This is a genomic window from Rhodococcus sp. P4_E4 (assembly GCF_056401575.1).
This window is the reverse complement of sequence record NZ_JBFUJB010000046.1, coordinates 1-12,810: the sequence shown is the minus strand read 5'-3', so window position 1 is coordinate 12,810 and position 12,810 is coordinate 1. Positions and strand designations below refer to the sequence as shown.

General features: G+C 60.4%; 10 protein-coding genes. 7 read left to right on the top strand and 3 right to left on the bottom strand.

The annotated features are described in order from the left end of the window. Positions 1-643: 643 nt before the first annotated feature. Complete coding sequence (locus AC1DVN_RS30615) at positions 644-1,411, bottom strand: DeoR/GlpR family DNA-binding transcription regulator (RefSeq protein WP_047890222.1); 768 nt, start codon at positions 1,409-1,411, stop codon at positions 644-646. Positions 1,412-1,436: 25 nt separating this feature from the next. Beyond that, positions 1,437-3,677 carry a 4-hydroxythreonine-4-phosphate dehydrogenase PdxA gene (gene pdxA, locus AC1DVN_RS30610; RefSeq protein ID WP_195792041.1) on the bottom strand — a complete coding sequence of 747 codons (2,241 nt, stop codon included), beginning with the start codon at positions 3,675-3,677 and terminating at the stop codon, positions 1,437-1,439. A 212-nt stretch (positions 3,678-3,889) separates the two neighbouring features. Between pdxA and AC1DVN_RS30605 the strand changes: the two genes are divergently transcribed. The 7 genes from AC1DVN_RS30605 to AC1DVN_RS30575 are packed head-to-tail and all read left to right on the top strand — an operon-like array spanning position 3,890 to position 10,878. Next, complete coding sequence (locus tag AC1DVN_RS30605; protein ID WP_477994804.1) at positions 3,890-5,467, top strand: ABC transporter substrate-binding protein; 1,578 nt, start codon at positions 3,890-3,892, stop codon at positions 5,465-5,467. 4 nt (positions 5,468-5,471) lie between these two features. After that, the gene (locus AC1DVN_RS30600; RefSeq protein WP_007732496.1) at positions 5,472-6,476 is read left to right on the top strand and encodes an ABC transporter permease; all 1,005 of its coding nucleotides are present in this window, start codon (positions 5,472-5,474) and stop codon (positions 6,474-6,476) included. Then, positions 6,476-7,423, top strand: coding sequence for an ABC transporter permease (locus AC1DVN_RS30595; protein WP_477994803.1), 948 nt, complete (start codon positions 6,476-6,478; stop codon positions 7,421-7,423). Before AC1DVN_RS30600 ends, AC1DVN_RS30595 begins: the two co-directional genes overlap by 1 nt. 3 nt (positions 7,424-7,426) lie before the next feature. Then, a complete protein-coding gene (locus AC1DVN_RS30590; RefSeq protein ID WP_477994801.1) occupies positions 7,427-8,260 on the top strand; it encodes an ABC transporter ATP-binding protein in 834 nt (277 codons plus the stop codon). After that, a complete protein-coding gene (locus tag AC1DVN_RS30585; RefSeq protein ID WP_477994799.1) occupies positions 8,257-9,123 on the top strand; it encodes an ATP-binding cassette domain-containing protein in 867 nt (288 codons plus the stop codon). Before AC1DVN_RS30590 ends, AC1DVN_RS30585 begins: the two co-directional genes overlap by 4 nt. Beyond that, positions 9,123-10,082, top strand: coding sequence for an aldo/keto reductase (locus AC1DVN_RS30580; protein WP_195792044.1), 960 nt, complete (start codon positions 9,123-9,125; stop codon positions 10,080-10,082). Before AC1DVN_RS30585 ends, AC1DVN_RS30580 begins: the two co-directional genes overlap by 1 nt. 34 nt (positions 10,083-10,116) lie before the next feature. Next, positions 10,117-10,878, top strand: a complete 762-nt coding sequence (locus tag AC1DVN_RS30575) for an HpcH/HpaI aldolase family protein (protein ID WP_019746656.1) — start codon at positions 10,117-10,119, stop codon at positions 10,876-10,878. A gap of 62 nt (positions 10,879-10,940) precedes the next feature. Here AC1DVN_RS30575 and AC1DVN_RS30570 read toward each other — a convergent pair whose 3' ends face one another. Next, the gene (locus tag AC1DVN_RS30570; protein WP_477848212.1) at positions 10,941-12,365 is read right to left on the bottom strand and encodes an aldehyde dehydrogenase family protein; all 1,425 of its coding nucleotides are present in this window, start codon (positions 12,363-12,365) and stop codon (positions 10,941-10,943) included. Between the last annotated feature and the right edge of the window lie 445 nt (positions 12,366-12,810).

Genomic DNA, 12,810 nt, shown 5'->3' with positions numbered 1-12,810 from the left:
TGAAGACTCTAGATTTCGCAGGCAAGCCCACTAATCAGTCATAGACAAAAAGAGTCAAATCACTAGCAAAAAAACTCAACTAGCAAAAAATGTGTCGGAAACCATTCAGACGGAAGAATGAACAATCACCGACGAAAAATACTCACACCCCGAACATCAGAACCGAAACCCGAAGGCCCGGAACATCATCCGACATGCGAAGTACCAAAAAATATTTGGCACTGACATTCATCGACACACTGTTGAGTTCTCAAAGAACACGCACACACCATCACCACGACCCTATGGCCGCCGCTCCGGGGCAACTTTTCCAGCCTATCCCATCATGATCATCGGCGCAAACCGCTGAACATTCGGGGAAGAACTGGAGGTGAAGCACAACCATACATGATGGAAACTACTTCGAAATTTGGTCAGGCACTTCGTACAACCTCGTGTCACTCGCCGTGAAGGCGGGAGTCGGTGTCCGTGTCGCTCTGACTTGGAATAAGTTACGCGTCCGCCGAAGTCTTTGCCAAATCCACAGGTCAGAGACTCGGAGGTATCCATTTCCCCAGCAAGATTGCCCGTTTCAGTCGATTTTCACCAATTCGGACATCATGTGACGCCGGACACCGTGGCCGGATCGGCACGCAGCGGGAACTCACACCACTTGGACTCGGATACCTGCATCCTCGAACAACGCGACTTGCTTTGCGTCTACTGCAGCATCGGTAACCAGCACGGCCCCCGGCGGTATCGGAGCCCACGCATGGAAAGGACGTTCACCAAGCTTGGCGGAGTGGGCGAGGATGTAGACCTCGCCGGCACGTTCGATCATCATTTCCTTGAGCCGGGTCTGATCGAGCTCAGCTTCACAAATACCCAGGTCAGCGGTAACTGCATCGGCACCGAGGAATGCCTTGTCAAACGACACCCGCTGCAGCGACGCTTCCGCCAGTGGCCCGACGAATCCTTGACTGAGCTGCCTCAGCGTCCCGCCGAGACATTCGACTCGAACACCATCAGCGTCGGCTAACGCCTCGAGCGCCGTCAGCCCTGCAGCGATCACCGTCAAATTCGTCACGTGACGTAAGAACTCTCCCATTGCTCCGACGGTGGTACCTGCATCAAGGAGCACGGTTTCTCCGGGCCGGACCTGCTCAGCAGCCCATTCGGCGATGCCCCGTTTGGCGTCGAATCCCTCCATTGCGCGTTGACGCAAGGAGGATTCCGGATGAGGGTTGAGAGCAATCGCCCCGCCGTACGTTCGAGCAATTACTCCCTGGGCAGTCAACTGACTCAGGTCGCGACGGATCGTAGATGCAGTCACCCCGAATTGGGCAGACAGATCCTCGACACTGGCCAGACCGCTGGTGCGAGCGAGCCTCGCAATCTCCGATCGCCTCGCCTCCGACTCCCGGATGACCATCGCTCCCCCCTACAAACCCTGATGCTTACTTGGAAACGAATGTGCTGGTTGCCAATTCGGCCGCCTGCCGCAGCGCTTCGACCATACTACCGGCCTCGGCGATGCCCTTACCTGCAATATCGAAAGCGGTTCCGTGATCGACGGAGGTACGGATGACAGGTAACCCGACGGTGATGTTGACGCCGGCCTCGATCCCGAGAACCTTGACCGGGCCGTGCCCCTGATCGTGGTACATCGCAACGATCAAGTCGTAGTCCCCACGTCCAGCGAGGAAGAATGCCGTGTCCGCCGGCAGTGGGCCGTGGACGTCGATTCCTTCTGCCTTCAAGAGTTCAACGGCGGGAATGATCTTCTGCTCTTCCTCTCCGTACCCGAAAAGCCCGTTCTCCCCCGCATGCGGGTTGATCCCGCACACGCCGATTTTCGGAGATGGATTGCCCGTGCGCACCAAAGCTTCGTGACCTCGACGAATGGTCCTCTCGACCAGGCCGGGCTCGATCCTGGCAACTGCATCGAGCAGTCCGATGTGAGTGGTCACGTGAATCACCTTGAGCTTGGGGGTCGACAACATCATCGACACCTCCTCGGTACCGGTCAGGTGCGCAAGCAATTCCGTGTGTCCGGGATAGATGTGTCCTGCCGCATGCAGCGCTTCCTTGTTCAGCGGCGCCGTGCAGATCGACTGGACTTCACCGCGTACGGCGAGTTCGCTTGCGACGCGGATATATTGATAGGCCGCATCCCCCGCGACTGCCGACAGTTCACCCCAGGCGAGATCCTCGGGTAGCAAGTCCAGGTCGATGACGTTGATCCGTCCATCGATGAATTCAGCATCCTTGATCTCCTCGATCGCGACCACGTCGACGTCTATTCCGAGCACCTTCGCAGCCAATCGCAAACGCTTCGCGTCGCCGACAACAACAGGGCGGCAACGCTTTCTCGTTTCGGCGTCGAGGAGTGCGGGGACGATCACTTCCGGTCCGACGCCGGCGCCGTCGCCCATCGTGACAGCAATCAGCGGCAGTGGAGTGGATTCGATTGACATGGGATTAACCTCGTTGTCTGAAGGTGGACTGTCCGGAGCGTCGACCGGGATGGGGCGCGCGAGAAACTTCGTTATAGAGAAAAGACTGTGTGCATTCCCGAAACTGCCTGGCCGCGTGACGATGTACCGTCCGGTGTGGTCGACGGAAAGTACGGCGCCGTGTTCAATTTCGTAAATCGGTGACAAAGTGTCGATCCGCAGGCGGTCGAGAACGCTGCGCGCGGTTTCGCCACCGGTAAGAACCAAGTCGATCGGGTACTCGCCGTGGGAGAATCCTGCATCGACGGCAGCGATCAGATCGGCGAGAGCCGAAACGAGATGGACGGATTCTGCAGGCACGACAGGTCCACTTACCGAAACCACGACGTTTCCGCGATCCAGTGCGTTCAGAATCGGAAGCGGATCGACCGAATGCGCCAGGAGTTCAGCACTGTTCACTTCGATATGGTGCGCACCTGAATCCCGAAGCAATTCCACTTGGTCCCAGGCAGACGCATCCGCCGTTCCCACAACCACCAAAGTAGATCGAGAATCACGAAGAGATGGACGCACGACGGGTGACTGCACGGTTCGTCGTCGTGCTACTGCCGTCGCGAGCGCCGAGGTTCCTACCAATCGAGAACCCCGAACCTCCTGTGCTGCAGCCACAATCAGTTCCAGATCACTGTCGGTCTCGACGTCGCAGATCGCCACCGACCCGGCTTCTGAGATCGACGCAAGAACCTGACTCAACCGCCCGGAGCGAATGTCGTCCAGCGATACGCCAGAAGTAATTGCCGACGAGCCGAGCGCCTCCGCAATCGACCGAGGAGCCGGCTTCGACTCCGCGCGCCACAGGTCGGTGGCGTGCAACGCAACCCCATCGACCAACACCACCCCGCCTTGCACCGTGCGCCCTTGCCTGGGCAGTCCGGCGGCGACGATGACCGGGGATCCGTCGCGGGAGAGTTCTCCAACCTCCGCCGCTATGTTGCCCCTGAGCAGGGAATCGATCTTCTTGACGATCTCGGAGCCGTCAGACGATTGCAGAACTGATCTCACGTCACGAGAGGCTCTGGCGGGGTCGGATCGCCGTGAGTGCAGATCGAAAACCGTCACTCCTGATCCGTCGGGCGCACCTGGGCCGAGTCGAAGCGATATGCCCGAACTGCGGAGCAGAAATCCTGCGGCCGACTCCGCGGCTCCGGAAAGATCATCAGCGATGATTACCAGTGGTTTCATCGAATTCCTCGACCCCCTTTCGGTCTGAATCGAGTATGCACAGCATCGCAACCGATGCGCGAAGTACGCAATCGAAGTTACGGGACTTGCGCGAAGTGCGCAACAGTGCCATTGTGAGCTGAGTTACAAGCGAGAGCCCGACGCGATTGTTCACCAACAGTCCGCTCGGAGCGTCGCCCCCACGCTGCCCCGTCAGGATCGAAAGGTCACCGATGACCAATACTCGTTTGCGAACACCACAGCTCTCCCGGCGATCCTTTCTGCAGTTCACCGGGCTGATCGGTGGCGCAACGCTTCTGGGCACGACTGCCGCGTGCGCCGGCCCTACCGGGAAGCCGACCCAGGACACCCTGGTGCTCGGGCTCAACCGTTCGCTCGTCAGCCTCGACAACAAACTCAATCAATTCGACGCAGCAGTCACGGCTCAACGTGGCGTCAGACAAGGTCTCACCCGTATCGGCGACACCCTGACCCCACAACTGGTTCTTGCCGATCAGTTCGAGTCGACCGGCCCCACCGAGTGGACAGTTCGACTCCGCGAGGGAATCCGCTACTCCGACGGCACGCCCGTGGTCATCGACGACGTCACGACAGCCATGGAGATGTACCAGCAGGTCAGCGGATCGTTTGTTGCCCCGCAGTTCCCGGAGTGGCCCACCGTGGTGCCGATCGACGACCGCACGTTCATTCTCCGAACAAAATCCCCGGTGCCGGTGCTCGACTCACTCATGTCGAATATCTTGATCACGCCGGCGGCCGCCAACGAACCGAACGAACTGCAGAGCGGTGTCGGGTCTGGACCGTTCGTCGTCAGCGAATCGAACCGGGGCACCGGCGATTACACACTTGTCGCCAATGACAACTACTGGGGCCCGGCCCCTGGCGTTCGTCGTGTTCAGGTCCGCTTCATTCCCGAAGAGGCCGGCCGCGTCGTCGCACTTCGGAGCGGCGAGGTCGACGTCATCGACTCGATCAGTCCCGATTCCGCCGAACAACTCGCCGACCTGCCTGGTGTCCAGGTGGACACAGTGCCGAGCACACGCATCAACCAACTGTTCTTCAACTTCCGCAAGCCCGCCGATCACCCACTGTCCAATCCGCGTGTCCGAGAAGCTCTCACGTATGCCATCGACGGTGAGTCACTCGCTCGGGACGTGCTGATCGGATCCGCAGTCCCGGCCACCGGCCCCGCACCGTCGACCTTGGACGGAGCCGCGAAAACCGGTACTTACCAATATGATCCACGGAAAGCGCGGCAGATGCTCGAGGCCGAAGGCGCCGACGACCTCGAACTCACCTTCATCTGGGAAACCGGAGAGTTCACCAACGACGTCTCGGTGATGGAATCGGTACTCGAAATGATGAAGGCCGTGGGAGTACGCGTCAAACTCCAGCAGTTCGAACCGGGCGGTGACATCTCGTCCTGGCGCCAGGGCAAGACCGGCGACTGGGATGTGCTGGGCAACGGCTACGGCAACCAGACCGGACTTGCACTGACCACGTTGCAGGGGATGTACGCCGGCACAGCGGAGAAGGAAGCAACTCGCGACACCTATCACGGGTACGTCTTCCCCGAAATCACCGCGAAGATCCAAGCCGCATCCAGTGAACCAGACCCGACCAAGCGCGCCGCTCTACTCGACGCCGCACAACAAGACATCTGGAACACCTGGCCTTGCCTGTGGAGCTTCGTACCCAACGCACTCATTGCGAAACGCACTCGTGTACAAAATGTTTCACTGACCCCGATCAACTCCTACGACCTCGGCGCCGTCCGATTGGAGGCCTGAGGCGATGACTCTCACCGCTCCGAAACCGCAAACCGCTCTCGGTATCTCTCCGCGTCGGCGCACAAGGATCAACCCGACCGTCAAATACGTGCTCAAACGCTTGGCACAGAGCGCCTTGACGATCTTCCTCACGCTCACAACAGTGTTCGTCCTGATCCGAATGGCTCCCGGCGATCCTGCCTACGCCTTGGCCGGACCGCTGGCCAGCACGGAGGATCTAGCACAAATCCGTGCTGACATGGGCTTGGACAAGTCGGTGTTCTCTCAATACCTGATCTACCTGTGGGACCTGGTCCATCTGAATCTCGGCACGTCGTACTCGTTCCAGGCGCCGGCCATGGACGTTGTCCTCGGCCGTCTCCCGTACACCATCACCCTGGCCGTCAGCTCCATTCTGCTGACCGCCGTGCTCTCGATTCCGCTGGGCGTGTGGATGGCCCGTCACGCGGACACCCGACGCGAACTCGGTGCGAACGTCGTAGCCGTCGGCGGGCAGTCCATGCCGGAGTTCTGGAGCGGCCTGATGCTGGTGACGATCTTCGCGGTCTTGATCCCAGTACTCCCGGCAGCCGGTTTCACCACATGGCCGTCGTTGATCCTGCCTACCGTCACCATCGCCATCCTTCAGATCGCGTTGATCTCCCGGATGGTTCGACGCGAAATGGTCTCGGCCTTCGCTTCTCCGTACATCACGGTCGCACGTTCTCGCGGAGTATCCGAACGCGAACTCACCTGGCGATATGCGATGCGTAATTCTGCGATTCCGATCGTCACCGCGCTGGGCACCAGATTTGCCGGAATGCTGAACGGCGTCGTGGTGGTCGAAGTCGTGTTCGCCTGGCCTGGTGTCGGCTCGCTGGTGGTCCGCGCACTCGAGACTCGCGACTACCCGCTCATCCAGGCCACCGTGCTTGTCACTGCGGTTCTCGCAGTGCTCGTGCAACTGGCAGTGGACCTCCTCTACCCCCTCCTGGATCCACGCGTGCGACTCGGAAAGGGCGCCAACTGATGACTACCGTCTTGGAACCTCCAACAACTCCACGCGCCAGCGCGGTCACCGAGGCAGACTTCGCACGCGCCGGAGCCACTCGCCGTAAGCGAGACAGCCGAGTCAAGATCTGGGCCGGCTCGCTCTGCGCGCTCCTGGTGATTCTTCCTGTTGCATTGGCGGGACTACTCCCCCTCGCAGATCCGAACCAGACCAACCTGAGCAGTCGACGGCTACCGCCCCTCACCGACGGCCATCTGTTCGGCACCGATCAGCTGGGACGAGATCTCCTCTCACGGATCCTGCACGGCGGCCAGGTGTCTCTGACGATCGGTATTCTCGCCGTGATCGTCTCCGGGGTCATCGGCATAGTCGCCGGATCCGCCGCGGGGTACTTCGGTGGTTGGGTCGACACCGTCATCTCCCGCCTACTCGAAGCACAGCTTTCTCTGCCTCTGCTGATGATGCTGCTTCTCGTCGTTGCGCTGTTCGGTCCGTCCATTCCCGTCATCACGTTTGTCATCGCGATCGCGCAGTGGCCCGAAGTCGCACGGTTGACTCGCTCATTGGTACTCGTCGAACGCGAAAAGCCTTACGTAGCTGCAGCTCGAGTCCTCGGACTTACTCGCATGGCAATTCTGCTTCGTCACGTCATTCCGAACATCGTCAAGCAGGCCTCGCTCGTCGTCCTGCTGCTGCTCGCGCAGGCCGTACTGCTGGAAAGTTCGTTGAGTTACCTCGGCGCCGGACCGCAACGTCCGTTCGCAACGTGGGGACGAATCATCGCCGACGGCCAGGACTACATCACCACGTCATGGTGGATCGTCACGTTGACCGGTCTGATGATCGTGCTGCTGGTCGTCGGAGTGAACCTACTCGGCGATGGTCTGCGCGATCGTCCTGCAGGTTCGAAACGACTGGGCGCAAGCCTGTTCGGGCGTGGCAACGCCCAGAAAGCAAAGGCGTGAGACATGGGCAATCTACTACGGGTCGACGACCTCCAGATCGAACTTGTCACGGCGAATGGCGTCATCCGAGCCGTCGACGGGGTGTCCTTCTGCATCGACGCCGGTGAAACCGTCACCATCATCGGTGAATCCGGCTCCGGAAAGTCGACCACGGCCATGGGAATCCTCGGGCTGCTTCCGGACGATCTTGCCGTTCTTTCCGGGAAAGCCGTGTTCAAAGGCCAGGACATTCTCGGAAACACGAAGATCTTGAACGATATTCGTGGAAAACACATCGCCCTCATCCCCCAGGACCCGATGACGGCTCTGAGTCCCGTCCACACCATCGGCAGCCAACTTCGAGAAGCAGTGCGCCACAGCGGTGTGACCGCGAAGAAGCAACAAATCGAGCGGGCAGTGCAACTGCTCGAGCAGGTACGCATTCCGTATCCGGATAAGCAACTCGACAAGTACCCGCATCAACTGTCGGGTGGAATGCTGCAGCGCGTCCTCATCGCCGGAGCTCTTGCTGCCGGCCCCGAACTGATCGTGGCCGACGAACCCACCAGCGCATTGGACGTCACCGTTCAGGCCGGGATTCTGGATCTATTGCTCGAATTGCAGGAACGCACCGGGATCGGAATGCTGGTCATCACCCACGACCTCGGAGTCGCCCGACTCGTATCCGATCGCATCTACGTGATGAAGGACGGACGTTTTGCCGAGACCGGTAGCGCCGACGTTCTCGTCGACTCACCGCAAAGCGCCTACACACAAAAGCTTCTCGACGCCATACCGCACCTGGGGCCTTGGGATGGCGACCCCGCCCGTTCAACACAGATCGGAGCCTCGGCATGAACCCCCACGAAACGCCACTTCTCGCCGTCGAAGATCTCGTTGTCGAGTATCCGGTTCCCGACGGAGTTTTCCGAGCCGTGGATGCTGTGAGCTTCTCGGTGGAAAAGGGCAAGACCCTGGCCATCGTCGGCGAATCCGGATGTGGCAAGTCGACAATCGCTCGATCTATCGTCCGACTCCTCACACCGACCAGTGGACGCATTCTCGTCGACGGCAATGACATCGCGCAGATGTCGGAGAAGTCACTGCGCCCCTTCCGCTCTCGCGTTCAAATGGTGTTCCAAGATCCGTACGGATCGCTGGACCCCCATCTGACTGCCGAGGACATCATCGGAGAACCACTGCGCCTCAAAGGTGTTCGGAGCAAGTCTGAACGCGCCAAGGCAGCAGCAGAACTCGTCGATCGCGTTGGCCTGCCCAACTCGGCACTACACCGGCGTCCGGCAGAGTTCTCCGGTGGCCAACGTCAGCGCATCGGAATTGCCCGTGCACTTGCCAGCGGACCCGAGATCCTGGTCTGCGACGAAGCGACCAGCGCTCTCGACGTTTCGGTGCAAGCGCAGGTACTCGCGCTCCTACGTGAAATTCAGGCCGATACCGGTCTGACGTACGTTTTCATCTCACACAACTTGGGCGTCGTCCGAGAAATCAGCGAGACCGTAGTCGTGATGTCGAAAGGAGCCATCGTCGAATCCGGTTCCACAGACACAGTTCTCGCCAGTCCGTGCGAGCCGTACACCCGCGCACTACGAGGCGCTGCTCTCGATCCCACCACCATGGTCGGCATCAAACCACGCCACGTGGTGGCAGCCCTGTCCAAGAACTTGCTAGCCAAGCAGACCGAATCACGAGGAGTTGCCTGATGACCGCCCCACTCGAGCTTCCGAAACTGGTGCTCGGCACTATGACCTTCGGAGATACGGTCGACATATCGGGTGCGGGATCGATGCTCGACGCAGCACTAGGCGCCGGTATCTCACACATCGACACGGCGAACGGCTATGCGGGCGGCGAGTCCGAGCGCATGCTGGCAAAACTGCTCCACGGCCGACGCGATTCCGTCACTCTGGCCACCAAAGCAGGAATGCCACACCCCGATGCCGGTGACAACAGCCCACTCTCGGCAAAGGGACTCCGAGCAAGCATCGAAGGAAGTCTGCGCAGACTCGACACGGACTACGTCGACCTGTTCTATCTCCATCAGCCGGACCGAACCGTCACGCTGACCGAAACTCTTACCACCGTCGCGGAACTGGTTGCAGAGGGCAAGATCCGCACACTCGGCGTATCCAACTTTGCCGCGTGGCAAATTGGTGAAATCAACTACACCGCAGACACAGTCGGTGCTCCGCGACCGATCGTCGCACAACAGCTCTACAACTTGCTCGCGCGTCGCATCGAAGAAGAATACGCAGAATTCGCGGACGTGACCGGACTGACCACCATGGTCTACAACCCGCTCGGTGGGGGCCTGCTCACCGGGCGCCACACCTTCGAGGAAAACCCCGCCGACGGCCGATTCGGCGACTCCCGTCTTGCGTCGATGTACAAGGAGCGATACTGGAACACACAGATCTTCGACGCCATTGCACAACTGACGGCGATCGCGGAACAGTCGGGCATCTCCCTGACCGAGCTTGCGTTGCGCTGGCTGGTCAGCAAGCCCGTCGCCGGATCGCTGCTCCTCGGAGGATCCAAAGTTACGCACCTCGAATCCAATATCGCGGCCATCGGGCGAGGTCCACTCGACGCCTCGACCGTCGAAGAGTGTGACCTCGTCGGTGCCGCCCTACGAGGCCCCATGCCCAACTACAACCGCTGAAACACCCGACCTTCATCAGGAAGAGTTCTTCACTATGTCAGCACAGGAATTCGCCGCACGTATCCGAGGACGCGAACGCATTCTCGGATACTGGTCCGTCATCGACAGTCCGGTCTCGACCGAATGGATTGCGCACGTCGGCTGGGACTACATTGCCCTCGACATGCAGCACGGCCTGATCGGCTATTCGGGGATGGTCGCCGGGCTCACCGCCATCGACTCGTCACCGTCCACTGTCGGGATGGTGCGCGTCGAGGCAAACAATCCGACGCCCATCGGCCGTGCACTCGACGCGGGCGCTGTGGGCGTCATCGTTCCGCTGATCAACAACGCCGAAGAGGCAGCGGCCGCCGTGGCAGCCGCCAAGTATCCGCCTTTCGGCATCCGCTCCTACGGACCCATGCGGTCGCAACTCCGTATCGGCCCCGTTCCCGCCGACGCGAACCGCGACACCGTTGTATTTGCGATGATCGAGACCCCACAGGGTCTGGCGAACGTCGAAGAGATCTGCGCAGTGCCCGGTTTGGACGGCGTGTACGTCGGGCCGTCCGACCTACGAATCGCCGTCGGCGGTAAGCACTCCAACGATCCGGACGTCGCCGAGGAATTCGAAGCAGCGCTCACCCGGGTGCGCGAAGCTGCCGCCGTCAGCGGAGTCGCTGCGGGAATCCACACACCTTCCGGTCAGGTTGCGGCACAACGGCTCGGGGAGGGCTACACGTTCGCGACCGTGGCCTCGGACCTGACACATCTGGCGAACATCTCGGCTCAGCATTTGGATGCCGCCAAGTCCTGATCCGGGTACAAAATGGCGATGCTCCCGCACTTGGTACGGGAGCATCGCCATTCTCGAACAAACTATCGCTGAATTGCCTTGATCTCGAGGAACTCTTCGAGCCCGAACGTGCCGGCCTCGCGCCCGACGCCCGACTGCTTGTACCCACCGAACGGAGCATTCGTGTTGAAGGCGCCGCCGTTCACCTCGACTTGCCCGGCCCGCAGTTGCCGGGCGACGCGATCCGCGCGATCGGGGTCACCTGACCAAACGCCACCGGCCAGTCCGTACTCGGTGCCGTTGGCGATCCGCACTGCGTCGGCCTCGTCTTTGTAACCCATGATCGAGAGGACCGGTCCGAAGATCTCCTCGCGCGCAATGGTCATGTCTTCGGTCACGTTCGCGAACACCGTCGGACCGACGAAATATCCACTGGCCAGACCGGTTTCGCGACCGTCGACAACCGCGGTGGCACCTTCCGACACACCCTTCTCGATGTATCCGCGAACGCGTCCCAGCTGATTCGCGTTCACCAGAGGACCAAGCACCGAAGTCGGCAGAGTCGGATCACCTACCGGGAAATGAGCGGCGACCGCAGCAGCAATTGCCGCTGCCTCATCCACCTTCTCTGCGGGAACCAACATACGCGTCAGCGCCGAACAGGTCTGGCCCGAATTGATGAAGCACTTTGCGACGCCATCCGTGACAGCCTTTTCGAGATCGGCGTCGTCGAGAATGACGTTCGCCGACTTGCCGCCCAGCTCGAGCGAGACCTTCTTGATGGTGTCCGCGGCAACGATGGCCACTCGCTTGCCTGCCCGAGTCGATCCGGTGAAGGAGACCATGTCGACCTCAGGGTGGCCGGCGATGGCTTCACCCACTACCGGGCCGTAGCCACTCACCAGGTTGAATACACCTGCAGGCAAACCAATTTCGTCGAAGATGTCAGCGAGAGCGTACGTGATGAGTGGCGCAACCTCGGTCGGCTTGAGAACCACGGTGCAGCCCGCGGCGAGCGCACCGCCGACCTTCAAGACAACTTGGTGGAGCGGGAAGTTCCAGGGAGTGATGGCGCCGACAACACCCGCAGGTTCGCGAACAATCAGCGAATTCCCGACCTCGTGAGCGTCGAAATCATAAGTGCGAGCCAATTCCGCAAATGCATTCAAATTCGCGAGCGGCATTCCGATTTGCACGGGCTTCGCGAATCCGATCGGCATTCCCATATCCTGCGAAACAAGCGCCGCAAGATCATCGGTGCGTTCGGCAATTATCGCCGCGGCCTTGGAAAGATATTCGGCGCGCTCACCGCCGGATAGTGCAGACCAGGCAGGGAACGCCTTTCGTGCTGCCTTCGCGGCCGCGTCGACATCTTCGACAGTGCCTTCGGCGACAGTTCCTATCAGCTCTTCGGTAGCCGGATTGAGAACGTCGATCCGACCGCTGCCAGTGGATTCGATCCAGGCGCCATCAACATAGATTTTGGTGCGGTCGAGAATATCGGTCATCGAAGCCTCCGTAGTCATCACGCGTGCACAGGTGAGGTGGGCCCGATCACACGGGGCACCTCTTCCGAGCCTAGCCACGCTCGACGGGTTCCGTGGCAGGTTGGTGTCGCGATTGACCGTCGACTGACGAGACCTGTGGTGAGCGCAGGCTTTTCGCGGATCGTGTAACCGTACCGTTCCCCTCGCTGAAGAGGGTGAGAGTGTCGTTCACTCGATCCCGGACGGGGTGGTGAGCCGGCCGTGCTCCCGCTCGTGATGGTGTGAACGGGGCGTTGGGTCGATCTGAGGCGACGAATGTACCGTTCGCTCGATCCGGGGGGTGCCGGCGACGGGATGTTTCGGGGTGTTTTGGGTACGAGAAAGCCCCCCAACCATCACTGGTTGGGGGGCTTCTCTACATTGTGTTCGGCGGTGTCCTACTCTCCCACACCCTGTCGAGTGCAGT

Excerpts from the sequence above, each read along its gene's own strand:
- AC1DVN_RS30615 (WP_047890222.1), bottom strand. The coding sequence starts at position 1,411 with ATGGTCATCCGGGAGTCGGAGGCGAGGCGATCGGAGATTGCGAGGCTC.
- pdxA (WP_195792041.1), bottom strand. The coding sequence starts at position 3,677 with ATGAAACCACTGGTAATCATCGCTGATGATCTTTCCGGAGCCGCGGAG.
- AC1DVN_RS30605 (WP_477994804.1), top strand. The coding sequence starts at position 3,890 with ATGACCAATACTCGTTTGCGAACACCACAGCTCTCCCGGCGATCCTTT.
- AC1DVN_RS30600 (WP_007732496.1), top strand. The coding sequence starts at position 5,472 with ATGACTCTCACCGCTCCGAAACCGCAAACCGCTCTCGGTATCTCTCCG.
- AC1DVN_RS30595 (WP_477994803.1), top strand. The coding sequence starts at position 6,476 with ATGACTACCGTCTTGGAACCTCCAACAACTCCACGCGCCAGCGCGGTC.
- AC1DVN_RS30590 (WP_477994801.1), top strand. The coding sequence starts at position 7,427 with ATGGGCAATCTACTACGGGTCGACGACCTCCAGATCGAACTTGTCACG.
- AC1DVN_RS30585 (WP_477994799.1), top strand. The coding sequence starts at position 8,257 with ATGAACCCCCACGAAACGCCACTTCTCGCCGTCGAAGATCTCGTTGTC.
- AC1DVN_RS30580 (WP_195792044.1), top strand. The coding sequence starts at position 9,123 with ATGACCGCCCCACTCGAGCTTCCGAAACTGGTGCTCGGCACTATGACC.
- AC1DVN_RS30575 (WP_019746656.1), top strand. The coding sequence starts at position 10,117 with ATGTCAGCACAGGAATTCGCCGCACGTATCCGAGGACGCGAACGCATT.
- AC1DVN_RS30570 (WP_477848212.1), bottom strand. The coding sequence starts at position 12,365 with ATGACCGATATTCTCGACCGCACCAAAATCTATGTTGATGGCGCCTGG.